This is a genomic window from Nitratireductor aquibiodomus NL21 = JCM 21793 (genome assembly GCF_000615975.1).
GTDB lineage: Bacteria > Pseudomonadota > Alphaproteobacteria > Rhizobiales > Rhizobiaceae > Nitratireductor > Nitratireductor aquibiodomus.
In genome coordinates, this window is the sequence record NZ_BAMP01000075.1 from 1 (window position 1) to 21,343 (window position 21,343).

Consider the following 21,343-nt stretch of genomic DNA (forward strand, 5'->3'; position numbering starts at 1 on the left):
GTGCGGTTGACGGCGCGCTTGGCGCCGAACTCCTCGCCGCCTTCAAGAAGGTCATCGAAAATCCGATGGCGATGCTGGTTTGATTTGCGTCCCCGGTTTGCTGAGGGGCTCGTTGCCGGGGAAGCAGAGGGGGGAGCGGCTTGTCGTTATGACGAAGAGACAGGCCGCTGTTGGGGTGGGCAACCGGGGGTAACCCTGGAACTTTGACCGCGTAACTTGGCGCTGCCTGGATCATCACGGGCAGCGCCTTTTCTTTAGAGCGGATCATCGTTTCATGGAAACGCCACTCCGCTCTATCTATCTGTTTCTCCGCATTTATGCGGACGTCAGGTGATTCCACCTGGCTGCAAAATGCTCTAAAGGTCCGCTACGGTTTCGCGGATGAAGCCGCGCCGGGTGAGCTCGGTCTCCACCTCGCTCCAGCTTGCGCACGTGGCGTGGGCTCCGGCGGCCTGCAGTTTCTCCGCATGACCGTCGAAGGTGTGGCTGCCGCCAGTGAAGCCGATCGCGGTCATGCCGGCTGCAACCGCACCCTGCACACCGAATGGCGAATCCTCGATGACCACGGAGGCGGTGGGCTCGCCGCCGAGCTTTTCGGCTGCGAACAGGAAGATGTCCGGGGCCGGCTTGCCGTTCTTCACCATCGACGTGCTGAAGACATTGTCTGCGAAAAATTCCGCAATGCCGGCCACATCAAGGCTTAGCGCAATCCTTTCCATCGAGGAGGACGAGGCGACACAGCGTGCGGTTTCAAGATTGCGCAGGAACGGGAGAATGCCGCGTGTCGGCTCCAGCTCTTCCTCAAGAAGCGCCCTGGTCTCCAGCCAGATGTCTCCTTCGGCGTGGGCGGGAAAAGCGTGTCCTGTAAGTTCTTCAATACGGACGATGATATCGGCCTGCTTCATACCGATGCACTGGCCGACCACATCACGGGTCAGCGCAAGGCCATGCTTGTTGTAGACGCGCTCATAGGCGATTGCGGCAAGCGGTTCGCTGTCGACAAGGACACCGTCGCAATCGAATATGATCAGGGGCTTGCTCATGGAAACTCCAAATTGAATTGAAACTGATGTGGGGACGGGCTCCGGCAGACGCTCTTTCACGTCGCGGGATCGGGGAAGATTGAGGGAGCCTCGATGCTCCTGCGCTTCGCTTCCATCGCCGTACGCATGGCCAGCCGTCCCTCGATCAGATCAGGCGCCACCCAGTTGGGTTCCGCGCCGAAAAACCGATCAAGAAACGCGACTGCGGAGGCAGGCATTTCGCGCGTATTCTCGCGGTAAGACCACCAGGTGCGCAGGTCGTCAGCGCAGCGGTTGAGGTGTGGCGTCTGGCCAAACTCCTGCTCGAAGATGGCAGCAATCGCGCAGACGCAATAGTTTGTATAAAGGAAACCCTCAGGCCAGAAGGTCACGATGTCGGCATTGTCGGCTGCGCTTGAAACAGCGCTTGCCTGAGCAATGGAGACGGGGGCGTGGCGGATCATCTCCTTCAGCGCCAGCCCGGCGGCGTAGATGATGAAATCGCCGCGATCGAGCCTGGCATAGGCTTTTTGCGCATCCACCATTTCCACCCAGTCGAGAAAGACGCGTGTCAGCTTCTCCTCGCTTACCACGAACTCAACGCCATAGTGCTGCGTCACCGCCTTCGCGTTGCCGCGAAATGTTGCCCGAAACCAGCGCAATTGACGTAGCCGATGGCGCAGATCGGGCATGACGGCCAGTTCGTTTTTGAAATCGAGGTCCAACGCTGAACTCCTTCGCCCGGACAATAGCACGCAGCGGGCGGGTTCCAACCAAATAAGCCCACGCTCCAGGCTCAAAGGAATATACAATTTGACATTCTAAAAAACAAATGTTCTTAGTTCGGGATTAACGAGTATGCAGTGCGTGCGCTTGGAATAAGCGTTTCGGGAGGAACGGCCTGATGGCAATATGGCAATGGGGGCTCCTGCTCCTCGCGGTCGTATGGGCTTTGCAGTCCTACGGCGTCTGGCTGCAGATGCGACACTACTCCGATGTCTTCAAGGGCATCACGCAGAAATACACGGACGGCTTTGTGGGAACGGGCGCTTTTCACGGCCGCTTTCTGAAGCGCGGGGCGATTGCCATTGTCGTTGTCGCGCCGGATCTTTCCGTCCGCCGCGTTCTGACAATGAGCGGGCGATCGGTTTTTGCAAAGTTCAAACGACATGAGGAATTCGAGGGCATGACCCTCGATGCGCTGCGGGCCGAGCCGGCGATCTTCGGTGAAGACAAGCCTGGCCTTACTGCGGCAATCACCCAGGCAGTGGCGCAGATAGACCGTACGCGAGCGGGGGATGAACCGCCGCTTCGGGAATCTCTGGCCGCGGCAAAAGCATGACATACGGGATTGCACGCTCACCGGGGCTCAAGCAACGAGGTGGGCAGAAGAGAGAGGGAGGACTATGTCTGTCATTTCATTAATGGCCCAGCATGCCGATACGGCCATGCAGGGGCTGCACATGGCCGGGGCGGTGGCGGGCGATGCCGCGCTCACCGGCAAGCTGGCCGCCAAGGCGGCAGCTAATGATCTTGTCGTGCTTGCCCAGGCAGGCAGCGACATTTCGGTCGAAGAGTTCCGGCAGAAGCTGGATTCGGTTGCCCAGGAAGAGCAGCTTGGCTGGCTCACGGCTGCCGGCAAATACTTCATCGGCATCTTCCAGAAAGGCGGCGAAGTGTTCGCCGGCTTCGTCACCGGCATCATTCCGACGCTGGTCGTGCTGATGACGGCCTTCTACGCCATCACCGAACTGGTGGGCGAAAAGCGCGTGCATGGCCTTGCCCAGAGTGCCGGGCGCATCGCGCTCACACGCTACACGGTTCTTCCGGTTCTTGCGGTTTTCTTCCTCACCAACCCGATGGCATACACCTTCGGTTCGTTCCTGGAAGAAAAGCACAAGCCGGCGTTCTATGACGCTGCGGTGTCTTATGTGCACCCGCCGCTCGGCCTGTTCCCGCATATCAATCCGGGCGAGTATTTCGTCTGGGGCGGCATCCTCGTCGCGCTGCTCGAGCTTGAGAGCCAGGGCGTTGTTCCCGGTGGTTATCACATCACCGTGGCGATCTGGTATGCGCTGGTCGGCCTCGTTGTCATCCTTCTCAAGGGTATGCTGACCGAGAAGATCACCGCCATCATGGCGCGCCGCCAGGGCGTTGAGCTCTAGGGGAGGGGCAGGACATGGCGAAAACATATAAAGCAGTAAAAATTTCGAAGGGCTCGTCCGGCTGGGGCGGCCCTCTGGTGATCGAACCGACGGCGCAGCGCAACAAGGTGGTATCCGTCACGGGTGGCGGCATTCATCCGGTGGCGCAGCGCATTGCGGACATGACCGGCGCTGAAGCGGTCGACGGCTTCAAGAGCCCGCCGATCGAAAGCGAGATGGCGGTGGTCGTGGTCGATTGCGGTGGTACCGCGCGCTGCGGCGTTTATCCGCGCAAGCGCATTCCAACCGTCAACCTGACCCCGGTCGGCCAGGCGGGTCCGCTCGCCCAGTTCATCACTGAGGACATCTATGTCTCCGGTGTCACGCCGGAGAGCATCGAGATGGCTGACGGGAGCGAAGCGGCAACGGTTGCCGGTGGTGCTGCCAGTGCCGGCGACGCCGCGGAACAGGCCACCGCCTCTGCCGCTGCGCCGGCACCCTCCAGTGAGGGTGGCCTTGTGGGGCTCATCAGCAGTGTCGGCCGTGTCATGGGTCGCGTTGTCGGTATTTTCTTCAACGCCGGCCGCCGCACCATCGACCAGGTGGTCCGCAACGTATTGCCCTTCATGGCCTTCGTGACCATGCTGATCGGCCTGATCCTCTATACGGGCATCGGCGATGTTCTCGCTCAGCCCATGGGGCCGCTGGCAAACAACATTATCGGCCTGCTCATCATCTCGGCCATCTGCGGCCTGCCGTTCCTGTCGCCCATTCTCGGGCCGGGCGCGGTGATTGCGCAGGTGATCGGCGTGGCGATCATCGGTCCGCAGATTGCCAATGGCACGATTTCGCCCGCCATGGCGCTGCCGGCGCTGTTTGCCTACAACACGCAGGTGGGCTGTGACTTCGTGCCGGTGGGCCTCGCGCTCGGCGAAGCCAAGCCCAAGACTATCGAAATCGGCGTCCCGGCAGTTCTTATCAGCCGTCAGATCATGGGCCCGGTTTCCGTGGCTCTCGCCTGGGCTGTCAGCCTGGTGGTGCTTTAATCATTGGAGCCGGCGGCTGCCTTCGGGTGGCCGCCGTTTCCGGAATACCAGATCGCCGTGCGTCCATCCGGACGCACAAGGGGCGATCTAAACTATTGATCGAGCATCGGAACAATCCGAAAGCCGGATTTCACTTTTCGGTCCGATGCTCTAGTCTGCATGGAGTTTTCTTGAATGTCGGTGTTTCTCAAAACGCGCATAACCGCAGTCGGTCCGGAAGTCGCGGATCTTGCCGAGGGCGGTGTCCTGATCCTGTTCGCTGACGGTGCGCCGGAGGAACTTGCCGAGGTTTCGGTGCTTCATGCGGTGGTAGATGGCCCGAGCGATGATGCGCCCGTGCCCGGCACACGCGTTTCGATTGGCGATGGCGTGAGCGCCGAAGTGACCGCCATGGGCGATGCGGCATGGAACAAGGTGCGCGAGATCGGACATGTCGTGGTGAATTTCAACGGCGCGACTGCCGTGGAGCGTCCTGGCGAGATCTGCGCGTCCGTAGTAGAGCCGGACAAGCTTGTCGCGGCGCTGAAGACGGATGCCGTGATCACCATCGGCGCCTGACGCCGTCACGAAATCGAAGACAGAGATACGAGACCGGTATGGAACGCTCGACCATTGTCCGAGTGCAGGACGGCCTGCACGCCCGACCCGCAACACGCTTCGTGCGCCTCGCCAAGGGGTTCGAGAGCGATGTGGAGATCGTCAAGGGAGAGAAGGCCGTCAGTGCCAAGAGTTCGGTCAAGCTGATGCTGCTCGGCGTGAAGGAGAATGACGAAGTCCATTCGTGCCGATGGTGCCGATGCGATTGAAGCCGTCGATGCGCTCATCGCCTATCTGGAAAACCCGCTTTCGGGCGTCGAGGAAGGTGCGGGCGAGAGCGCGACGCAACCCGTCCCGCCGCAGAAGGAACATGCCGCAAAGAAAGCTGCGACGGAGGTAGCCGGCCCCGTGGCGGACGGGGGGATCCACGGTGTTGCCGCCAGCGCAGGCCTCGGCCTCGGCCCGGTCTTCGCGCATTTTCCGCAGCAGATCGTTCCGGCAAACAAGACGCTGTCGGCAGATGAGATCGCTCCGGAGAAGAAGCGCTTCGAAGACGCCATTCTGCGGCTTCAGGAAAAACTCGATCGCTCGCTTGCTTCCGACGGAATGCAGGAGAGCGACCGTGGTATCGTCGCGGCCCTGCGTGACATCGCTTCCGACGATGCGCTGCGCGATGAGACGCTCGCCGCCATTGATGGCGGACTGGATGCGGTTTCAGCGGTCATCGCTGCATCTTCGCGCCTGGCGGATGATTTCCGTAAGCTGGACGATGCCTATATGGCTGCGCGGGCAGAGGATATGGAGTCCATTGCGCGGCAGATCTGCCTGACGCTGCTGGGACAGGAAGATGCACGTCTGGACGACATTCCCGACGGTGCCATTCTGGTTGCCGAGGATATCGGTGCCTGGGATCTTGCGCGCGCGCCGCTCAAGCGTCTTGGTGGCGTGGTGTGCGGTCACGGTGGCGCGACTTCGCATGTGGCGATCATTGCCCGCACGCACGGCATTCCGGCCGTGCTTGGCCTCGGGGACGCCGTCAACCAGTTGCGTGAGGCAAAAGAAGCAGCGATCGACGGCCATACAGGCCAGGTCGTTGTCGAGCCGGATGCGGCAACCCGCGCACGCTTTGACGAGATGATCGGCGCCGCCGCCCGCGAAAGGGAAACCCTCAAGGCTTACAAGGACGTGGTGCCGCGCCGGACCGATGGCACGGTCATCCAGGTGGCGGCCAATCTGGGTTCGCTCGAAGAAGTGGAAGCCGCGCAGGAGGCTGGTGCGATGGGTGTCGGCCTGTTCCGCACCGAGCTTCTGTTCATGCGCCACATGCATCTGCCTTCCGAGGATATGCAGGCGGAAACTTATGCAGAACTCGCACGCGCATTCCCTGATCATCCGGTGATCGTGCGCACGCTCGATATCGGCGGCGACAAGCCGATCTCCGGCGTTGAGTTTCCGGAAGAGGAAAATCCGTTCCTTGGCTGGCGCGGCATCCGCATGTGCCTCGACCGCACGGATATCTTCAAGGTTCAGCTTCGTGCCCTTCTGCGCGCTGCCGTTCACGGCAATCTGCGGGTGATGCTGCCCATGGTCTCGGATGTGGAAGAAGTGCGCCGCACGCGTGCCCTCATCGATGAATGCGCAGCCGAGCTGAAAGCCGAGGGGGTCGCCTGCGGCGAATTCCCGCTCGGGGTCATGATCGAGACGCCGGCTGCGGTCTTCGGCGCCGCGGCTCTGGCAAAGGAAGTTTCTTTCTTCTCGATCGGCACCAACGACCTGACCCAGTATGTGATGGCTGCGGATCGTCTCAACCCCTCGGTTGCCAGTCTCAATGATGCCGCTCATCCGGCCGTGATGGCGGCCGTGGAGCAGGCTGCGAAGGCGGCAATGGATGCAGGCATCGAGATCGGCATGTGCGGCGAGGCTGCCGCGCGCAGCGATCTAATTCCGGAGTTCATTCGCATGGGGCTGACGGAACTCAGCATGAGCCTGCTTCCATCCAGGCCACCAAGAAGCAGCTTTCGGAGCTTCTGGAGACCGCTGCCTGATCACACTTTCTATGGCAGATGCGTGAGCAGGCTTTCGAAGACAGTCTCAGATCGGCGATTGGCTGGTCGGCGCCGAGGCTGCGGGCCATCCGGTCCCGGCGGGCGGCGATGGCCAGCGTCGCGATGTCGAGCAGATCCGAAGCCGGGAGCTGTCGTCGAACGCCATCAGTGCAGAGGCGAGCAGCCCCGGCGCAAAGACGCGTATGGCTGTTTTCGCATCCTGTGCGGAAGCCGGCGTCGCCGGATCGCTGAGCGCGTTGCGGCAGACGTCCTGAACGAGATGTGCGAGCATCCCGGCCAACAGCGAACGCTTTATCTCAGGTCCGGAAGCATTCCTTAGAGCCAGCACAATGTTGCCCTGCCGCTGGCGTAATGTCTCGTGGGCTGCGGTGAAACCGGTTTCGCGAATCACCGGTGGCTCGGTTTCCTTCAATGTGGCCGCCAGGGCTTTCGCTGCGCGATACATATGACGCCTGAAAGCACGTTCACCCGATCCGGGATCAGTGAAATAATCGCCGAGCGGCCATAAGACCAGTTCGTGCTGCTGCGCACCGGAAGAACGGTCCTGGATGCGGTCTCGGCAAGTGTCAGCGTGTCGTCGACCATGCTTGCAGCGCGTGCCAGGAGCTTCTCCATATCGCTGAAGTGCCTGCCTGCGGCGGCTGTCGCCTGCCGCTCATGCCTGTGTGAACGCAGCAGGTCGCGTATGTCCCGCAAGCGGTCCTTAAGGTGAATCGCCATGTCCTGCGAGGCATCACGAAGCATAAAGTAGTATCCTCAGGTAAGCAGTTTTACGCTACCGGGCATTGACCCGATGGCGACATCATTGTTTTGGTCTTCCCGGAAATCAAGCTAGATGCTTGTATCTGCTCCGGGGAAAAATGCAGGAAGACCATATGAGCAAGGCGAAGGCGCACAAACAGTCCGCTGGGCAGCCCGCCGGTACGACCAGTTCTGGGGAAATTGCGATTGTGCCGGCCAGGGGTGGCGTGACCAGCAAGACGGACCGGCTGCGCGTGCGCGCCGCATGGATGTATTTCGTCGAGCAGAAGACGCAAAACGAGATTGCGGAGATCCTCGGCATAGGCCGTGTCAGCGTGGTGCGGATGCTCGCCGATGCACGGGCCCGCAACGAGGTGAAGATCACCATCGAGGGCGACCTTGCGGAGATAACCCGCATCGAGCGCGCGCTGGAAGAGCGGTTCGGGCTGGAGCGCGCCGTCGTCGCGCCGCTGTCCGATCCCAATGCGGACCCCATTCCCGCGATCAGCGCAGCCACCGGCAGTTTCGTTTCCGATGTCATGGCAGCGGGCATGTCGGTCGGTGTCGGCTGGGGGCGCACGCTTTTCGGCTCCCTGCCGTTCATCCGCGCCCGGCCGCTGGCGGATTTCAAGGTGATCTCGCTCCTGGGCGGTGTCGGCGTTGCCCGCCGCTTCAATCCGGCTGAATTCGCATGGCGTTTTGCGCGCGCTTTTCAGGGTGATGGCTATCTCATTCCTGCACCCGCCGTGGTCGACAGTGTCGAAACGAAAACCGCGCTTGTCGAGCGCTGCGGTCTGCATGAGATTCTGGCGCTTGCCGACACACTGGATGCCGTTATCGTCTCAGTCGGCGGTCTGGCCTCCGCCACCACTTTCTATCGCGGGGGCTATCTGACCGAGACGGTGCGCGCGGCTCTGGAGGAAAAGGGTGCGGTGGGCGACATCCTCTACCATTTCTACGATATCGACGGACAGCTCGTGGATCATCCGATCAACGACCGCGTGATGTCCGTCGATGTCGACCGCCTGCGCCGGGCACCGATGCGCATTCTGACTTCCGGTGGTGACGATAAGATCGATGCGCTCATCGGTGCCATGAAACTGGTCGAGCCAACAGTTTTCATCACCGATGAGGAGAGCGCCCGCAGCATTCTCGCTCTGGCGTGATCGACGCGCATCCATGAAATTCGGTCCGGATATGTGATTTCGGTGCTGGGGCCGCTATAAGATGCGGAAGCGATATGCCGGCGGAAGGCCGCGAGGGGAGCTTTTTTTCGACGATGGTAGACAGGTTTGCGCGGCGCTTTCTGCCTTCCTTCTCCGTTTTGCGCAGCTTCGCCTCGGCGGCGCGGCATCAGAGTTTTACCCTGGCTGCCGAAGAGCTCAATCTGACGCAGAGCGCTGTCAGCCGACATATCCGCGACATGGAGTCGGCGCTCGGTTTCAGCCTGTTCCGGCGGGTCGGGCGGCGCGTGGTCCTGACACCGGCCGGCAAAAACCTTGCCGATGCTCTGGAAGACGATCTCAGCCGCATCACCCAGACCCTGCATCGTGCCATCGCCGCCGGCATGTCGGGGGCGACACTGAATGTGGCCAGCCTGCCCACATTTGCAAGTCGCTGGCTCATTCCGCGCCTGCCCGGTTTTGAGAAGGCGCACCCAGGGATCGGCATCAACCTGACTGCCCGCATCAATCCGTTCGACCTGGCTCATGAGCGTTTCGATGTCGCCATTCATTTCGGCCGGGACAACTGGCCGGATGCGCAGCTCACCAAGTTCTGCGACGAGGAGATGATCGCGGTCGCGTCGCCGCAGTTCATCGAGACGAACGGTGTCGAAGGCCCCGCGGGTTTGCTCGAAGCACCGCTTCTGCATCTCCAGAGCCGGCCGGGCGCCTGGGGTGACTGGATGCATGAGGCCGGTCTGGGAGAGGTGCCGGCGCTTCCCGGCAAGCAGTTCGATCAGTTCACCATGGTGATTGCCGGTGCAGCTGCGGGGCTCGGTGCGGGGCTTGTGCCCGCCTATCTGATCGAAGAGGAGCTGCGCTCCGGCGTGCTGGCCCAGGTGGGAGATACAGCCTCAAGACGCAGAACAGCTATTTCATCGTGCGGCCGCTGGGCGTCGACAATCCATCGGCGGACGCTTTCGTCACATGGATTCTCGCCCAAGTCTAGAGCATCCTTTGTGCGTCCGGATGGACGCACGGCGATCTAGCCGGACCAGGAAGTGCGCCTTTCCGACATCGATCGGGCGGATATGCATGACCCTGCATCATGAATACAGTCCGATTTTCCATTTCCAATCCGGGACGGCCCTCCCTACATTCCGGCCAGGGGCCGGTCCGGCCGCGCGGCATCCGTCTGCGTTTTCGCAAGAAGATTATCCAGGGAGCGAAGCACCCATGAACGTCAAGAATGAAACAAGCGAGCTTTTGAAGCGCCTCGGCGTCGACGAGAAGGCTTTCACCGGCGGTGACCTTACCGTGCGTACACCAGTCACCGGCGAGGAAATCGGTGCGGTGTCATCCATCACGGCTGACCAGACGGGCGCTGCCGTGGAACGGGCGCATCAGGCCTTCAAGGCATGGCGCAATGTGCCCGGTCCGCGTCGCGGCGAGCTGGTGCGCCTTCTGGGCGAGGAGCTGCGCGCGGCGAAGGACGATCTCGGGCGCCTGGTGTCCATCGAGGTCGGCAAGATCCGTTCCGAGGGCCTCGGCGAGGTCCAGGAGATGATCGACATCTGCGATTTCGCGGTCGGCCTCTCGCGCCAGCTCTATGGCCTGACCATCGCCACCGAGCGTCCCGGACATCGCATGATGGAAACTTGGCATCCGCTCGGCGTGGTCGGCGTCATCTCCGCCTTCAACTTCCCGGTTGCCGTGTGGTCGTGGAACGCGGCTCTTGCCCTAGTCTGTGGCGACAGCGTCGTGTGGAAGCCGTCTGAAAAGACGCCGCTGACGGCGCTTGCCTGCGAGGCGATCTTCAAGCGTGCGGTCAAGCGCTTTGGCGATGACGCGCCGGCCGACCTTCTCACGGTCATCATCGGCGACCGCGCCGTTGGCGAGGCGATGGTCGATCATCCGAAGGTGCCTCTGGTTTCGGCCACCGGTTCCACCCGCATGGGCCGCGAAGTCGGTCCGCGCCTTGCACAGCGTTTTGCCCGCGCTGTTCTGGAACTCGGCGGCAACAATGCAGGTATCGTCTGCCCTTCGGCCGATCTGGATATGGCGCTGCGCGCTATCGCCTTTGGCGCCATGGGCACGGCCGGTCAGCGCTGCACCACGCTGCGCCGCCTCTTCGTGCACGAATCCGTTTATGACGCGCTGCTGCCGCGTCTGCGCAAGGCGTATGAATCGGTTTCCGTCGGCAGCCCGCTCACGACCGATGCGCTGGTTGGTCCGCTGATCGACAAGGGCGCTTTCGACAACATGCAGAAGGCGCTCGAAGAGGCGAAGAAGCTCGGCGGCAAGGTCGTCGGCGGGGCGCGCTTCGACAGTGGCGACGCAGACGCCTATTACGCGCATCCGGCTCTGGTCGAGATGCCGGCGCAGGCGGGCGTCGTTCTGGAGGAAACCTTCGCCCCCATCCTCTACGTGATGAAGTATAGCGATTTCGACGAGGCGCTCGAGCTTCACAATGCCGTGGGCGCGGGCCTCTCGTCCTGCGTGTTCACCACCGATATGCGTGAGGCCGAGGAATTCCTTAGCGCGCGTGGTTCCGACTGCGGCATTGCCAACGTCAATATCGGCACCTCCGGTGCTGAAATCGGCGGTGCGTTTGGTGGTGAAAAGGAAACCGGCGGTGGCCGCGAATCGGGCTCCGACGCCTGGAAGGCCTATATGCGCCGCGCAACCAACACGGTGAACTATTCCAAGGAACTGCCGCTCGCGCAGGGTGTCTCTTTCGATATCGAATAGCTGCTCAGGCCATGAATGCGAAAGGGCGGCTCCGGGCCGCCCTTTTCTTTATCCGGTTTTCCGCCGGGTTCATTCCATGCCGAGCGCGGCCTTGTAGAGGTCGATCATCGCCTCTTCTTCCTGGCGCTCGGCCTGATCCTTCTTGCGCAGGCGTACGATCGAGCGCACGGCTTTGGTGTCGAAGCCATTGGCCTTCATCTCGGCATAGACTTCCTTGATGTCTTCCGAAATGGTCTTCTTGTCTTCTTCAAGCCGCTCTACACGCTCTACAAAGGCGCGAAGCTGGCCTGCGGCCACTGTGTCGGCGGTCTCGGTCGTGATGTCGTCGGCCATGCGAAACTCCGGTCGATTGTTCTGAAAGCCCGCGAGTCGGGGCGTTGAGGCGTGGCAGGTTCGATGCCCCAGCAAGGCCCGGCGGTCAAGGGATTTGCTGCCTTGAACGGGCTTCCTGCTGCCAGATTGCGGGTCCGCTGGAGCGGTTCACCGTTTCACGGAAACGCCACTCCGCTCTATTCTTTCTGTTTTTCCGCGTTTATGCGGACGTCAGGTGATTCCACCTGACTGCAAAATGCTTTAGTTGCCTTTGGGACGATTTTCCTCGAACGCCGCCTTCTGCTCCGCGGTCGCTTCGGTCTGGTGCTTTGCGCGCCATTCGTCATAGGGCATCCCGTAGATGATCTCGCGCGATTCCTCCTTGGAAAGCGCGATCCCCTCGGCCTCGGCGGCGTCCCTGTACCAGTTGGACAGGCAATTTCGGCAAAAGCCGGCGAGATTCATCATGTCGATGTTCTGGACGTCCGTGCGGTTACGCAGATGGTCGACCAGCCGACGAAACGCGGCGGCCTCCAGATCGCGCTTCTGCGCCTCGGTCAGCGTTGTCATGGGTACTCCTTCACATATGGTCCGTTCGTGACCCAAAATGCCTTACTTCATGCATATCGGGCCGTGCGTTGATGGCTTCAAGCATGGGGGCAAGCCTATATGCCCAGGCTTTCGCACCGACCTCGCCGGCAATCAGGTCCTGGCGGATCTCGATGAGCGCATAGGGAAAACCCCTCGTCGTGGCATGCCGGTGCATGGTGTCACCGGGATAGCGCCGTCATAGGGTTCGTTGTCACCCACCGTCAGATCGCCATCAGCCTCAACGCCTCGATCAGGGGACCGGCCGCGCGGTTGTCGATGTCCCACAGAACACCCACCTCCCACGGACGCCTGCGTCCGAGCAGAGATGGCGTGAAGGAATGAACTGCGATGATAAGCGGCGCCTGGCCGGTCGCGGCCTCGACGCCGTTCACCATGTCCGCGACGGCGTTGTGGAAGGGCAGATAAAAGCGATCGATGCGGTTTTTCCGCTCCTCGGCGGTGAGGGGATAGTTCCCCGGTATGATGGTCCCGTCGTAGAGCTGCCGGATCAGGGTCGGGTCGTTGATGCCTCGATTGGGATCGATAAGGAGCCTTGAAAACCCGCCCAGAACCGCCGGTACACCCAGTTTTTCGGCAAGCGCACGGGATACCGCCTCCACACCGATATCGTAGGCGATATGGCGTTCGAACTCCGATGCCGGCAGGCCCAGCGCTCCGTATGTTTCGGGCAAAGCGCGCTTTGCATGGTCGGCGACCAGTACGAGCCCCCTGGCGGGATCACCGGGAATCAGCTCGAACGGTGATGTGAAGGTGAAGGCGTTCATCAGGCGGGTCCCGGGAAAACTGGTGCGGTCATAAATGTGCGCTTATCACAGCGTAATCTCGTCCTTTCACGATGTGCCCCGTTCTGCAAGGCTGTGATGGAAAACACGTGCTGGCGGGCGATGGCGCGTTGACAGGGGGCCGGACATTGCCGAAAAGGAAAATATGCTCAGGTCGAATTCAAGGTTCTCAAAAATGCTTCGACGGGCGTCACACGCGAAACGCCGGGGGGCCTTTCTGCTTGCTGCCGCGACCGGACTGGGAGGCGCAGTTCTTGCGCCTACGCCCGCGTTTGCTGATTTCCGCGTCTGCAATTCCACACAGAACCTCGTTGGTGTCGCCATCGGATACCGCACCGCTTCGGGCTGGGTGAGCGAGGGATGGTGGCGGATCGAGAAATCGAGCTGCAAGACGCTGATCGAGGGGCCGCTGGAATCACGCTATTACTATCTCTACGCAGAGGACGCTGCGAGTGGCGGCCGCTGGGAGGGGAAGGTGCAGATGTGCGTCGCACTGACCGAGTTCAAGATCGCCGGTACCAATGATTGTTTTGCGCGGGGCTTCCAGCGTGCCGGCTTCCAGGAATATGACACGCGCGAGCAGGAAAACTGGATGGTGGATTTGACCGACGGGCCAGCCGACAACAACACACTGACGAATTCGGACGCCTCCCAATGAGGCGCAATCGCAAGGTCAAGATCCTCGCCACGCTCGGGCCTGCCTCCTCGGAAGAAGAAAGCATCCAGCGCCTCTTCGAGGCCGGCGCCGATGTGTTCCGCATCAATATGAGCCATGCCAGCCACGATCTGATGCGCACCCTGGTGGGACGCATTCGGGCGGTTGAGAAAAAGGTCGGTCACCCCATTGGCATCCTTGCAGATCTGCAGGGGCCGAAACTGCGCGTGGGCACCTTTGCCGAGAAGAGCGTCGAGCTTTCCATCGGCCAGACCTTCACGCTCGACGACAATCCCGAGCCGGGCAATGACAAGCGGGTCCACCTGCCGCATCCCGAAATCCTGAAATCGGTGGAGCCGGGGCATCGTTTGCTGATCGACGATGGACGGTTGCAGCTCAAGGCGCTCAAGAACAACGGCAAGGCGATTACCTGCGAGGTGGTGGCCGGCAACAAGATTTCCGACCGCAAGGGCGTCAGCCTGCCCGACACCGATCTTCCCATGGGCGCGCTCACCGACAAGGACCGCAAGGATCTCGATGCGGTGCTGTCGTCCGATGTGGACTGGATCGCGCTTTCCTTCATCCAGAGGCCCGAAGATCTGGCCGAGGTGCGCAAGGTGGCGCGCGGACGGGCTGCGCTTCTGGCCAAGATCGAGAAGCCGCAGGCGGTGAAGCGCCTTGCGGAGATCATCGAGCTGTCCGATGCGCTCATGGTGGCGCGCGGCGATCTTGGCGTGGAAATGCCACTCGAGGCCGTTCCAGGCATTCAGAAGCAGATCACCCGCGCCTGCCGCCGCGCCGGCAAACCGGTCGTCGTGGCCACGCAGATGCTGGAATCGATGATCTCCGCGCCTGTGCCGACCCGTGCGGAAGTGTCCGACGTTGCGACCGCCGTTTTCGAGGGGGCCGACGCGGTGATGCTGTCGGCGGAATCCGCAGCCGGCGACTACCCGGTCGAGGCGGTTGCGACAATGAACTCAATCGCCACCAAGGTGGAGCAGGATCCCACCTATCCGACCATCATCTACGGCCAGCGGACCGAGCCGGAGCCGACCGGCGCCGACGCGATTTCCATGGCGGCACGGCAGATCGCAGAGACGCTCAATCTCTCGGCGATCATTTCCTACACTTCGTCGGGTACCACCGGGCTGCGTGCGGCCCGTGAGCGGCCGCAGGTGCCGATCATTGCTCTTTCGCCGGTGGTGGAGACCGCACGGCGCCTGTCGCTCGTCTGGGGCACGCACTGCGTGGTGACGGAGGACGCCGCTGACCTGGACGACATGGTCAACCGTGCCTGCCGCATTGCCTATGAAGAGGGTTTTGCCAAGCCCGGCAACCGCGTGATCGTTACCGCCGGCGTGCCGCTTGGCACGCCTGGTGCAACCAACATGCTGCGCATCGCTTACATCGGCTCGGACGGTCTGGGCGGTATCTGACCCGGCGCAGGGGTTGCCACGACCGGCGGAGTTAATTCGCCGGTTGTTTTCCGCCCGCGCGGGCGTGGCGGATGCCGCTCAAATGCTCTGGCCGGCCAGCTTGTCGGATATCTCGGATACGGCGTTCTGCGCGCTGCGCAGCATTGGATAGATGTTCAGAACCTGCTCATAGGCGGTAAGCGCCTGTTCCTGCCGGCCAGTGGTCTGCAGGATGCGGGCCATGCCCGCCAGCGCGCCGAAATGGCGCGGTTCAAGCTCCAGCGTGCGCGATATGTCCGCCATCGAGCGGGCATAGTCGTTCATCATGAAATGCACCGTGGCGCGGCGATTCCACCCTTCGGCATAATCGGGGAAAAGCATGGTGACCTGATCGAGAAAGTCGAGCGCGACGGAGAGTTTTTCCGCCTTGATCGCATCATTCGCCCAGCCAACGAGGAGGTTGGCCGTGTCGCTGCCCGAATCGCTCCAGGTCTCGCCGATCCGCAGCGCTATGCGGCGGGCGGCCCGTTCGTTGGTTTCTTTCTTGAGATCGAGGAAGAGCGCGTCGAGGCGCGCCTGCCTGTCGGGCACCGGTGATTCCACACCGGATGCAGGCTTGCCACCCTCGGCCGCCTGTGCCGTTGGCAGGCCCATGAGAGCGGCAGCGAGAATTGCGATCGTGAATCGTACCATGCCGCAATGATAGGCGCGGCATGGTGAAAGGGAAACTGAATTTCGCGTGAAGACCGCCGAGACCGGCGGGTCAGCCCTGCCGTGCCTTGAAGCGCGGGTTGGACTTGTTGATGATGTAGATGCGGCCCTTGCGACGGACCATGCGGTTTTCCCGGTGACGGGTCTTCAGCGCCTTGAGCGAGTTTTTGATCTTCATCGTTCTTGTCCGTGGTTGCCTTACGGCCCGAAATGAGAAGGCGCGCATCCATGGCGCGCCACAAGTCGATGGGCTCATAGACGAGGATGCTTGTCCGTGTCAACCTTTCGGCGGAGTCCGGCAGCATGAATCAGGCAATTCCCGCTGTTCGGAAAATCAATTCTTCATCACCGGTGCAGATCGAAGGAGTTTCACATGTCATTTCGCAACCATCTCTATTCGATCGCGATCCTGGCGATCGCGATTCCGGCTTCCATGACTGGAGCCCTGGCCCAGGAGCCCGATTGCGACGATCCGCAGACGCAGCTCGACATGACGCAGTGCGCCGGCCGGGATTATGAGGCTGCCGACAAGGCACTCAATACGCAGTATGACGCCGTCAGGAAGCGCTATTCAGACAATGAAGATGCGCGCACGCTGCTGCGGGGCGCGCAGCGGGCATGGATCCGGTTTCGTGATGCCCAGTGCGATCTTGCGACGCTGGCTGTGCGCGGCGGCTCCATAGAGCCCATGATCCGCGCCCAGTGCCTTCAGGAACTCACCGAGGCGCGTACCCGGCAGCTCGAAGAGCTGGCCGAATGCGAGGAAGGCGATCTCAGCTGCGTGTGAGACGGGTGAAGTGTCCCATCTTGCGGCCGGGCCTGATTTCGGTCTTGCCGTAGAGGTGGAGCATCAGATGGGGTTCTCTGAGCAATTCGGGTGCGCGCAGAACCTCATCGCCGATCAGGTTTTCCATCACGCAGTCCGAGTGCCGACCCGTGTCACCAAGCGGAAGGCCTGCGACAGCGCGGATGTGCTGTTCGAATTGGCAGACCGTGCAGGCTGCCTCGGTCCAGTGTCCGGAATTGTGCACGCGGGGCGCTATCTCGTTGACCAGGACCTTGCCGCTGTCGAGCACGAAGAACTCCACGCCGAGCACGCCCACATAGTGCAGTGAACCTAGGATATCGATGGCTGCCTGCTTCGCCGCGGCGAGGGTTCCAGCGTCGACATGGGCGGGCACGGTCGAGCGATGCAGGATGCCGTCCCTGTGCTCGTTCTCGGCCGGGTCGTATATGGCGGTGCTGCCGTCCGCCGCCCGCGCGGCGATAACGGAAATTTCCCGCCGAAACGGAACCAGGGCTTCGAGTATGAGTGGAACGCCACCCATCTCGGAAAAGACACCTTCATGAGCGCCGGCATCGGCACTGCGAAAAACACGTTGCCCCTTGCCGTCATAGCCCATCCGGCGCGTCTTGAGGACGCCACCTGAAAAGCGCTCCAGTCCGCGTGCGAGATCGTCATCGTTGTCCACAGACAGGAACGGCGCTGTGGATATCCCCGCTGTGTTCAGGAATATCTTCTCGGCAAGCCTGTCCTGCGCTGCTTCCAGCGCTTCCGGAGGGGGGAAGACGGACATCTCCTCTGAAAGGGACAGGGCCGTTGCGACCGGCACGTTCTCAAACTCGTAGGTTATGACATCGCATTGCTGGAGAAGCTTCTTCAGAGCTGGCGTGTCATCGTAAGCGGCGTGAATGAAGCCGTTTGCGACCTGCGCTGCGGGGCTGTCCTCGGCGGGGTCTAGCACCACGGTGCGGTAACCCAGCCTGGCAGCGGCCATTGCCAGCATGCGGCCAAGCTGGCCGCCACCGAGTATGCCGATGGTCGCACCTTGGGGAAGGGGAGCGGTCATGTTCAGTCGACCGGATAGTCGGCGACCTGCGCCGTCTGTTCTGCGCGCCATGCATCGAGGCGGTCCGCCAGGCTGGCGTCCTGAAGCGCCAGCACCGCAGCAGAAAGGAGCGCAGCGTTGATCGCGCCGGCGCGGCCGATGGCGAGTGTACCCACGGGAATGCCTGCGGGCATCTGCACGATGGAGAGAAGCGAATCCTGCCCGGAAAGCGCCTTGGATTCCACCGGCACGCCGAATACGGGGAGCGGTGTCATTGCGGCGGTCATGCCGGGGAGGTGGGCGGCACCGCCCGCACCCGCGATGATCGTCTGAAACCCCTCGTCGCGGGCGTTTCTGGCGAAGTCATAAAGACGTTCGGGTGTGCGATGCGCAGAGACAATACGCGCCTCATACTCGACACCGAGCTGGTCGAGCGTGTCTGCGGCGTGGCGCATCGTTGCCCAGTCGGACTGGCTTCCCATGATAATCGCCACTCGGGCGGACCGCTCAGCCATCAAATCCCCTCGCAATCAAAAATGAGGCTGTAGTCAAAACCGGCCGTCATCGCAAGCTTGCGCGGCGGCAAGCCCTTAAGAGCCTGGAAAAATCAGGCGATGATGTCCGGGATGATGTTATCTTCCAGTTCCTGGAGCCTGTCCTTCAGGGCCAGTTTCTTCTTTTTCATGCGCTGGATACGAAGCGGATCGCACCCGGTGGCGATCATGGCGTTGATTGCGGCATCGAAATCCGCGTGATCCTGTTTGAGGCGGGCGAATTCGAGACGAATCTCCGCCTGTTCCTGTTCAGATGTCACCACAGTCAGCTGACCCACATGCGCGAAACCCCGGCTGTAACCCTCGGGACGAGTCCACAACCCAGCGACGCCGTCGGGACAGTCCCGGCAGCGGAGGCGCTTATATCACATTTCAATGTTTCAGGAAATGCTACCAGACTGTGTTCGACAAGCCACATTTGTGGTGGCACACTGTCCTGATCGCCAGTTCCTGCGGGCGGGCATCGGCTGGCGAATTCTCGAGGAAGCAAAGGAGATCCCAATCATGTCTCTTGAATCCCATCTTGCAGAGTTGAAGCGTAAACATGGTGAGCTGGAGCGCGAAATCGACGATGCCAAGCTCCACCCCTCTGTTGACGAACTCGATGTTGCTCAACTCAAGCGGCGCAAGCTGGCCATCAAGGACGAGATGGAAAAGCTCAAGTCGGCGGTTACCCGCCACTAGGTCGCGGTGCGTCCCTTCGGACGCGCAAAAGACGATCTAGCTTATCTGGGGAGCGTCGGGACAACCGAAAACCGGTTTCCGCTTTTCGGTCCCATGCCCCAGGAGCACTTTGCGAAGCGAAATCGAACAAACAGATTTCGTCATACGCCAAGAACACAAACCAGGATGCATACAGGCTCGCCTGGGTGTCTGGGAGATCGTTTTAAGACGTGCTGGCCGCACAGGCCTTTGGCCTCCGCTCGGTATTCGTCCGGGTGCGGGGGCCTTGTCGTGTGACCGCCTGAAGCGGCTTGCGCCACACCACCCATAGTCGGGTTTCATGAAACTTATTCGACAGTTTCGGTCAGAGATTCGTCGGTATCGCTGCGCGGATCCAGAACCGCTGCCTGTGGCGTAACCGCCCGCTCCGCCGGCAGCGTTTTAAAGGCTTCGCGCTCATCGACCGGAACCGGGGCACGCTGCGAGATGCGCAGCAATGCGTAGGCACCCAGCCCGAAATGGGCCAGCGCGGTGATCAGGAACAGGCTCTCCGGCGGCATGATTTCCATCAACACGCCACCGATCAGCGGTCCGATCATGGTGCCGAAGCCATAGAGGAAGAGCAGCCCGCTTGCCACTTTCACGAAATCTTCAGGCGATGCATGGTCGTTCGCATGGGCGACGATGATCGAATAGAGCGTATAGGCGAAGGCACCATAAACCCCTGTCATGGCGATCACATATGTTCCGTCGCGCGGTGCTGTCAGGAGTATCAAGAGGCCGACGAGACCGGAGCCGAATGCGGCGCCGGAGATTACGAAACGCCGGTCCATCCGGTCGGAGAGCCGGCCCGCGGGAAGCTGCAGAGCGGCCCCTGCAAGAACGGCAATACTCATCATCGTTGCGATCTGCAGTGTCGAAATCCCGATCTGGCCGCCATACACGGCGCCCAGAGTGCCCCAGGCGCCATTTGCAATGCCCACAAGCACGCAGCCGAGAAAGGCGACTGGCGAGTTCACGTATAATCCTTTCAGATCAAGCGAAGCCTGCGTAAGCGGCTCGGGGCTCACGGCTTTGGAGACGGCGGTCGGAATCAGGGCCATACAGAACAGAATGCCTGTCGTCATGAACAGGATCGTGCTGGAAACATCGCCGAAGGCCACTGTCATCTGGCCTGCTGTCAGCGATCCGTAGGTCAGCATCATATAGATGCCGAAGACGGTGCCGCGGTTCTCATTGGTGGATTTCTCGTTCAGCCAGCTTTCGATCACCATGAAAGCGCCGGCCATGGTGAAGCCGGTGAAAATGCGCAAAATCACCCAGCCGGCCGGGTCCACCCACATGCCGGTCAGAAGCGCAATGATCGCACCCGATGCAGCAAAGGCGCCGAAAGCGCGCACATGGCCGGCCCGGCGCACAATGCGCGGCGCCACGAAGCAGCCGGCCACGAAGCCTGCTGCCCATGCGGCGCCCAGTGCACCCAGGGAGGCCGTTGGAAACCCTTCCATCTGCCCGCGGAGCGGCAGCAGGAGCCCATGCAGTCCAGACCCGGTCAACAGGAAGGCTGTGCCAAGGAGAAGTGCGATGATGGAACCGAGAGGTGACAGCATGAAATGATTCCGAGGGGGTGTGCGTTCGAATTGATTGGGTGTCTTTGGCGAGCTGCCTTCGCCATTGAAACATGGCATGAGCAAGGTCCGTGGAAAGTCCAGCAGCGTCTTCGAGACATGTGTCACGCAATATGCGCGAATAACCTTCCGGGGAGCATCGCAAAACCGGCGCTCAAGGCCGGGATTGCGCTGTCCGGAGTGTCTCAGTCGCGGCGAAACAACGCCTCTGCGGCGTTTTTTGTTGCACCCTTGCTTTCAACTTCCTCTTCGAGGCGCACGATTTCCTCTTTCAACCGTGTAATCCGGTTTCTGAGTTCATCGACGGAGAGCAGCGAAAGATCCTGTCCGATCTGATGCCCCAAACCCGGTTTCTTCTCTTCTTCCTCGAAAATGGTCATCATGTCCTCTCCCGTCCCGTCGCCAGCCTCGCTGCGTGTGGGATTACCCTTGATCCGGCAGCACCGCTCGCCGATTGTGTTGTCAGATCTTTCTCAAATCAACAGGGGCATGATGAACCACACAACGCTTCCAGAAACGATGACCGCGGTTGCGATCAGCACACCCGGCGAACCGACCGTGCTGAAGCCGGAGCAGCGCGACGTGCCGAAGCCCGCTGAGGGCGAAATTCTGATCAGGGTGCGTGCCGCGGGCATCAATCGGCCGGATGTTTTTCAGCGCAAGGGGCTTTACCCGCCGCCGCCCGGCGCCTCGGACCTGCCGGGCCTGGAAG

The 21,343-nt window shown here is 61.4% G+C and carries 25 protein-coding genes and 3 pseudogenes; 13 read left to right on the forward strand and 15 right to left on the reverse strand.

Going from position 1 to position 21,343, the window contains the following annotated elements:
• The 3 genes from JCM21793_RS29830 to JCM21793_RS17350 form a co-directional block, all read right to left on the reverse strand.
• Positions 1 to 340 (reverse strand): hypothetical protein (locus JCM21793_RS29830; protein WP_210164482.1); only part of this gene is annotated, 340 nt, incomplete at its 3' end.
• Positions 341 to 356: 16 nt separating this feature from the next.
• On the reverse strand, positions 357 to 1,043 hold the full coding sequence (locus tag JCM21793_RS17345; protein WP_025031171.1) for an HAD family hydrolase: 687 nt from the start codon (positions 1,041 to 1,043) through the stop codon (positions 357 to 359).
• Positions 1,044 to 1,099: 56 nt separating this feature from the next.
• The gene (locus JCM21793_RS17350) at positions 1,100 to 1,747 is read right to left on the reverse strand and encodes a hypothetical protein (RefSeq protein ID WP_025031172.1); all 648 of its coding nucleotides are present in this window, start codon (positions 1,745 to 1,747) and stop codon (positions 1,100 to 1,102) included.
• Positions 1,748 to 1,926: 179 nt separating this feature from the next.
• Here JCM21793_RS17350 and JCM21793_RS17355 point away from each other — a divergent pair, with 179 nt between their 5' ends.
• From JCM21793_RS17355 to ptsP, 5 genes and pseudogenes are all read left to right on the forward strand, one after another.
• Positions 1,927 to 2,364 carry a transcriptional regulator GutM gene (locus tag JCM21793_RS17355; RefSeq protein WP_007009752.1) on the forward strand — a complete coding sequence of 146 codons (438 nt, stop codon included), beginning with the start codon at positions 1,927 to 1,929 and terminating at the stop codon, positions 2,362 to 2,364.
• A gap of 82 nt (positions 2,365 to 2,446) precedes the next feature.
• A complete protein-coding gene (gene srlA, locus JCM21793_RS17360; RefSeq protein WP_007009751.1) occupies positions 2,447 to 3,187 on the forward strand; it encodes a PTS glucitol/sorbitol transporter subunit IIC in 741 nt (246 codons plus the stop codon).
• Positions 3,188 to 3,201: 14 nt separating this feature from the next.
• Complete coding sequence (srlE, locus tag JCM21793_RS17365; RefSeq protein WP_007009750.1) at positions 3,202 to 4,212, forward strand: PTS glucitol/sorbitol transporter subunit IIB; 1,011 nt, start codon at positions 3,202 to 3,204, stop codon at positions 4,210 to 4,212.
• A gap of 174 nt (positions 4,213 to 4,386) precedes the next feature.
• On the forward strand, positions 4,387 to 4,770 hold the full coding sequence (locus JCM21793_RS17370; RefSeq protein WP_025031174.1) for a PTS glucitol/sorbitol transporter subunit IIA: 384 nt from the start codon (positions 4,387 to 4,389) through the stop codon (positions 4,768 to 4,770).
• Between the two features lie 38 nt (positions 4,771 to 4,808).
• A pseudogene (gene ptsP / locus JCM21793_RS26735) lies at positions 4,809 to 6,794 on the forward strand (phosphoenolpyruvate--protein phosphotransferase).
• Positions 6,795 to 6,840: 46 nt separating this feature from the next.
• On the opposite strand, the gene JCM21793_RS30520 reads toward ptsP, so the two are convergent.
• Both JCM21793_RS30520 and JCM21793_RS17385 read right to left on the reverse strand, forming a co-directional pair.
• Positions 6,841 to 7,227 carry a hypothetical protein gene (locus JCM21793_RS30520; RefSeq protein WP_244439823.1) on the reverse strand — a complete coding sequence of 129 codons (387 nt, stop codon included), beginning with the start codon at positions 7,225 to 7,227 and terminating at the stop codon, positions 6,841 to 6,843.
• The gene (locus JCM21793_RS17385; RefSeq protein ID WP_025031176.1) at positions 7,224 to 7,559 is read right to left on the reverse strand and encodes a hypothetical protein; all 336 of its coding nucleotides are present in this window, start codon (positions 7,557 to 7,559) and stop codon (positions 7,224 to 7,226) included. The genes JCM21793_RS30520 and JCM21793_RS17385 overlap by 4 nt, the downstream gene beginning before the upstream one ends.
• 131 nt (positions 7,560 to 7,690) lie before the next feature.
• Here JCM21793_RS17385 and JCM21793_RS17390 point away from each other — a divergent pair, with 131 nt between their 5' ends.
• The 3 genes from JCM21793_RS17390 (at position 7,691) to amaB (ending at position 11,470) form a co-directional block, all read left to right on the forward strand.
• Positions 7,691 to 8,722, forward strand: a complete 1,032-nt coding sequence (locus JCM21793_RS17390; protein WP_025031177.1) for a sugar-binding transcriptional regulator — start codon at positions 7,691 to 7,693, stop codon at positions 8,720 to 8,722.
• Positions 8,723 to 8,835: 113 nt separating this feature from the next.
• Positions 8,836 to 9,768: a LysR substrate-binding domain-containing protein gene (locus JCM21793_RS26740; RefSeq protein ID WP_244439825.1), complete on the forward strand. Its 933-nt coding sequence runs from the start codon at positions 8,836 to 8,838 to the stop codon at positions 9,766 to 9,768.
• A 187-nt stretch (positions 9,769 to 9,955) separates the two neighbouring features.
• Positions 9,956 to 11,470 (forward strand): L-piperidine-6-carboxylate dehydrogenase, encoded by a 1,515-nt coding sequence (amaB, locus tag JCM21793_RS17400; protein WP_025031178.1) that lies wholly within the window; start codon positions 9,956 to 9,958, stop codon positions 11,468 to 11,470.
• 69 nt (positions 11,471 to 11,539) lie between these two features.
• On the opposite strand, the gene JCM21793_RS17405 is transcribed toward amaB, so the two are convergent.
• From JCM21793_RS17405 to JCM21793_RS26745, 3 genes and pseudogenes are all read right to left on the reverse strand, one after another.
• Positions 11,540 to 11,803 carry a DUF2312 domain-containing protein gene (locus JCM21793_RS17405; RefSeq protein ID WP_025031179.1) on the reverse strand — a complete coding sequence of 88 codons (264 nt, stop codon included), beginning with the start codon at positions 11,801 to 11,803 and terminating at the stop codon, positions 11,540 to 11,542.
• A 240-nt stretch (positions 11,804 to 12,043) separates the two neighbouring features.
• Positions 12,044 to 12,352 carry a DUF1244 domain-containing protein gene (locus JCM21793_RS17410; RefSeq protein ID WP_007008279.1) on the reverse strand — a complete coding sequence of 103 codons (309 nt, stop codon included), beginning with the start codon at positions 12,350 to 12,352 and terminating at the stop codon, positions 12,044 to 12,046.
• 10 nt (positions 12,353 to 12,362) lie between these two features.
• Positions 12,363 to 13,158 (reverse strand): annotated as a pseudogene (locus JCM21793_RS26745) (N-formylglutamate amidohydrolase).
• 193 nt (positions 13,159 to 13,351) lie between these two features.
• On the opposite strand from JCM21793_RS26745, the gene JCM21793_RS17420 reads away from it, so the two are divergent.
• A complete protein-coding gene (locus JCM21793_RS17420) occupies positions 13,352 to 13,834 on the forward strand; it encodes a DUF1036 domain-containing protein (RefSeq protein ID WP_025031180.1) in 483 nt (160 codons plus the stop codon).
• Entirely contained in the window at positions 13,831 to 15,267 is a 1,437-nt protein-coding gene (gene pyk / locus JCM21793_RS17425; RefSeq protein WP_025031181.1) for a pyruvate kinase, read from the forward strand. The genes JCM21793_RS17420 and pyk overlap by 4 nt, the downstream gene beginning before the upstream one ends.
• Before the next feature lie 78 nt (positions 15,268 to 15,345).
• On the opposite strand, the gene JCM21793_RS17430 is transcribed toward pyk, so the two are convergent.
• Both JCM21793_RS17430 and ykgO read right to left on the reverse strand, forming a co-directional pair.
• A complete protein-coding gene (locus tag JCM21793_RS17430; protein WP_025031182.1) occupies positions 15,346 to 15,939 on the reverse strand; it encodes a tetratricopeptide repeat protein in 594 nt (197 codons plus the stop codon).
• A 70-nt stretch (positions 15,940 to 16,009) separates the two neighbouring features.
• Positions 16,010 to 16,135, reverse strand: a complete 126-nt coding sequence (gene ykgO / locus JCM21793_RS17435; protein WP_007008283.1) for a type B 50S ribosomal protein L36 — start codon at positions 16,133 to 16,135, stop codon at positions 16,010 to 16,012.
• A gap of 195 nt (positions 16,136 to 16,330) precedes the next feature.
• On the opposite strand from ykgO, the gene JCM21793_RS17440 reads away from it, so the two are divergent.
• Positions 16,331 to 16,744 carry a lysozyme inhibitor LprI family protein gene (locus JCM21793_RS17440; RefSeq protein ID WP_025031183.1) on the forward strand — a complete coding sequence of 138 codons (414 nt, stop codon included), beginning with the start codon at positions 16,331 to 16,333 and terminating at the stop codon, positions 16,742 to 16,744.
• Here the strand turns inward: JCM21793_RS17440 and JCM21793_RS17445 are convergent.
• The 3 genes from JCM21793_RS17445 to JCM21793_RS17455 all read right to left on the reverse strand — a co-directional run bounded on the left by JCM21793_RS17445 (position 16,731) and on the right by JCM21793_RS17455 (position 18,603).
• Positions 16,731 to 17,807 carry a 5-(carboxyamino)imidazole ribonucleotide synthase gene (locus JCM21793_RS17445; protein ID WP_025031184.1) on the reverse strand — a complete coding sequence of 359 codons (1,077 nt, stop codon included), beginning with the start codon at positions 17,805 to 17,807 and terminating at the stop codon, positions 16,731 to 16,733. The two genes, JCM21793_RS17440 and JCM21793_RS17445, sit on opposite strands and share 14 nt — an antisense overlap.
• Positions 17,808 to 17,809: 2 nt before the next feature.
• Entirely contained in the window at positions 17,810 to 18,301 is a 492-nt protein-coding gene (gene purE, locus JCM21793_RS17450; RefSeq protein ID WP_007008286.1) for a 5-(carboxyamino)imidazole ribonucleotide mutase, read from the reverse strand.
• A 92-nt stretch (positions 18,302 to 18,393) separates the two neighbouring features.
• Positions 18,394 to 18,603: a YdcH family protein gene (locus JCM21793_RS17455; RefSeq protein ID WP_171900098.1), complete on the reverse strand. Its 210-nt coding sequence runs from the start codon at positions 18,601 to 18,603 to the stop codon at positions 18,394 to 18,396.
• A 241-nt stretch (positions 18,604 to 18,844) separates the two neighbouring features.
• Between JCM21793_RS17455 and JCM21793_RS17460 the strand changes: the two genes are divergently transcribed.
• Positions 18,845 to 19,024, forward strand: coding sequence for a YdcH family protein (locus JCM21793_RS17460; RefSeq protein ID WP_007008288.1), 180 nt, complete (start codon positions 18,845 to 18,847; stop codon positions 19,022 to 19,024).
• Between the two features lie 326 nt (positions 19,025 to 19,350).
• On the opposite strand, the gene JCM21793_RS17465 is transcribed toward JCM21793_RS17460, so the two are convergent.
• The gene (locus tag JCM21793_RS17465; protein ID WP_007008289.1) at positions 19,351 to 20,613 is read right to left on the reverse strand and encodes an MFS transporter; all 1,263 of its coding nucleotides are present in this window, start codon (positions 20,611 to 20,613) and stop codon (positions 19,351 to 19,353) included.
• Positions 20,614 to 20,816: 203 nt separating this feature from the next.
• Positions 20,817 to 21,011 carry a DUF1192 domain-containing protein gene (locus tag JCM21793_RS17470; protein WP_007008290.1) on the reverse strand — a complete coding sequence of 65 codons (195 nt, stop codon included), beginning with the start codon at positions 21,009 to 21,011 and terminating at the stop codon, positions 20,817 to 20,819.
• A 139-nt stretch (positions 21,012 to 21,150) separates the two neighbouring features.
• Here JCM21793_RS17470 and JCM21793_RS26750 point away from each other — a divergent pair.
• Positions 21,151 to 21,343 (forward strand): annotated as a pseudogene (locus tag JCM21793_RS26750) (NAD(P)H-quinone oxidoreductase); the annotation flags it as partial.

Coding starts and splice junctions, on each gene's coding strand:
- purE (WP_007008286.1), bottom strand. CDS start 18,301: ATGGCTGAGCGGTCCGCCCGAGTGGCGATTATCATGGGAAGCCAGTCC.
- JCM21793_RS17440 (WP_025031183.1), top strand. CDS start 16,331: ATGTCATTTCGCAACCATCTCTATTCGATCGCGATCCTGGCGATCGCG.
- JCM21793_RS17470 (WP_007008290.1), bottom strand. CDS start 21,011: ATGACCATTTTCGAGGAAGAAGAGAAGAAACCGGGTTTGGGGCATCAG.
- srlE (WP_007009750.1), top strand. CDS start 3,202: ATGGCGAAAACATATAAAGCAGTAAAAATTTCGAAGGGCTCGTCCGGC.
- JCM21793_RS17390 (WP_025031177.1), top strand. CDS start 7,691: ATGAGCAAGGCGAAGGCGCACAAACAGTCCGCTGGGCAGCCCGCCGGT.
- JCM21793_RS17370 (WP_025031174.1), top strand. CDS start 4,387: ATGTCGGTGTTTCTCAAAACGCGCATAACCGCAGTCGGTCCGGAAGTC.
- JCM21793_RS17345 (WP_025031171.1), bottom strand. CDS start 1,043: ATGAGCAAGCCCCTGATCATATTCGATTGCGACGGTGTCCTTGTCGAC.
- JCM21793_RS17410 (WP_007008279.1), bottom strand. CDS start 12,352: ATGACAACGCTGACCGAGGCGCAGAAGCGCGATCTGGAGGCCGCCGCG.
- JCM21793_RS17405 (WP_025031179.1), bottom strand. CDS start 11,803: ATGGCCGACGACATCACGACCGAGACCGCCGACACAGTGGCCGCAGGC.
- JCM21793_RS17430 (WP_025031182.1), bottom strand. CDS start 15,939: ATGGTACGATTCACGATCGCAATTCTCGCTGCCGCTCTCATGGGCCTG.
- pyk (WP_025031181.1), top strand. CDS start 13,831: ATGAGGCGCAATCGCAAGGTCAAGATCCTCGCCACGCTCGGGCCTGCC.
- amaB (WP_025031178.1), top strand. CDS start 9,956: ATGAACGTCAAGAATGAAACAAGCGAGCTTTTGAAGCGCCTCGGCGTC.
- JCM21793_RS17385 (WP_025031176.1), bottom strand. CDS start 7,559: ATGCTTCGTGATGCCTCGCAGGACATGGCGATTCACCTTAAGGACCGC.
- JCM21793_RS17460 (WP_007008288.1), top strand. CDS start 18,845: ATGTCTCTTGAATCCCATCTTGCAGAGTTGAAGCGTAAACATGGTGAG.
- JCM21793_RS17445 (WP_025031184.1), bottom strand. CDS start 17,807: ATGACCGCTCCCCTTCCCCAAGGTGCGACCATCGGCATACTCGGTGGC.
- JCM21793_RS26740 (WP_244439825.1), top strand. CDS start 8,836: ATGGTAGACAGGTTTGCGCGGCGCTTTCTGCCTTCCTTCTCCGTTTTG.
- JCM21793_RS17420 (WP_025031180.1), top strand. CDS start 13,352: ATGCTTCGACGGGCGTCACACGCGAAACGCCGGGGGGCCTTTCTGCTT.
- srlA (WP_007009751.1), top strand. CDS start 2,447: ATGGCCCAGCATGCCGATACGGCCATGCAGGGGCTGCACATGGCCGGG.
- ykgO (WP_007008283.1), bottom strand. CDS start 16,135: ATGAAGATCAAAAACTCGCTCAAGGCGCTGAAGACCCGTCACCGGGAA.
- JCM21793_RS17355 (WP_007009752.1), top strand. CDS start 1,927: ATGGCAATATGGCAATGGGGGCTCCTGCTCCTCGCGGTCGTATGGGCT.
- JCM21793_RS17465 (WP_007008289.1), bottom strand. CDS start 20,613: ATGCTGTCACCTCTCGGTTCCATCATCGCACTTCTCCTTGGCACAGCC.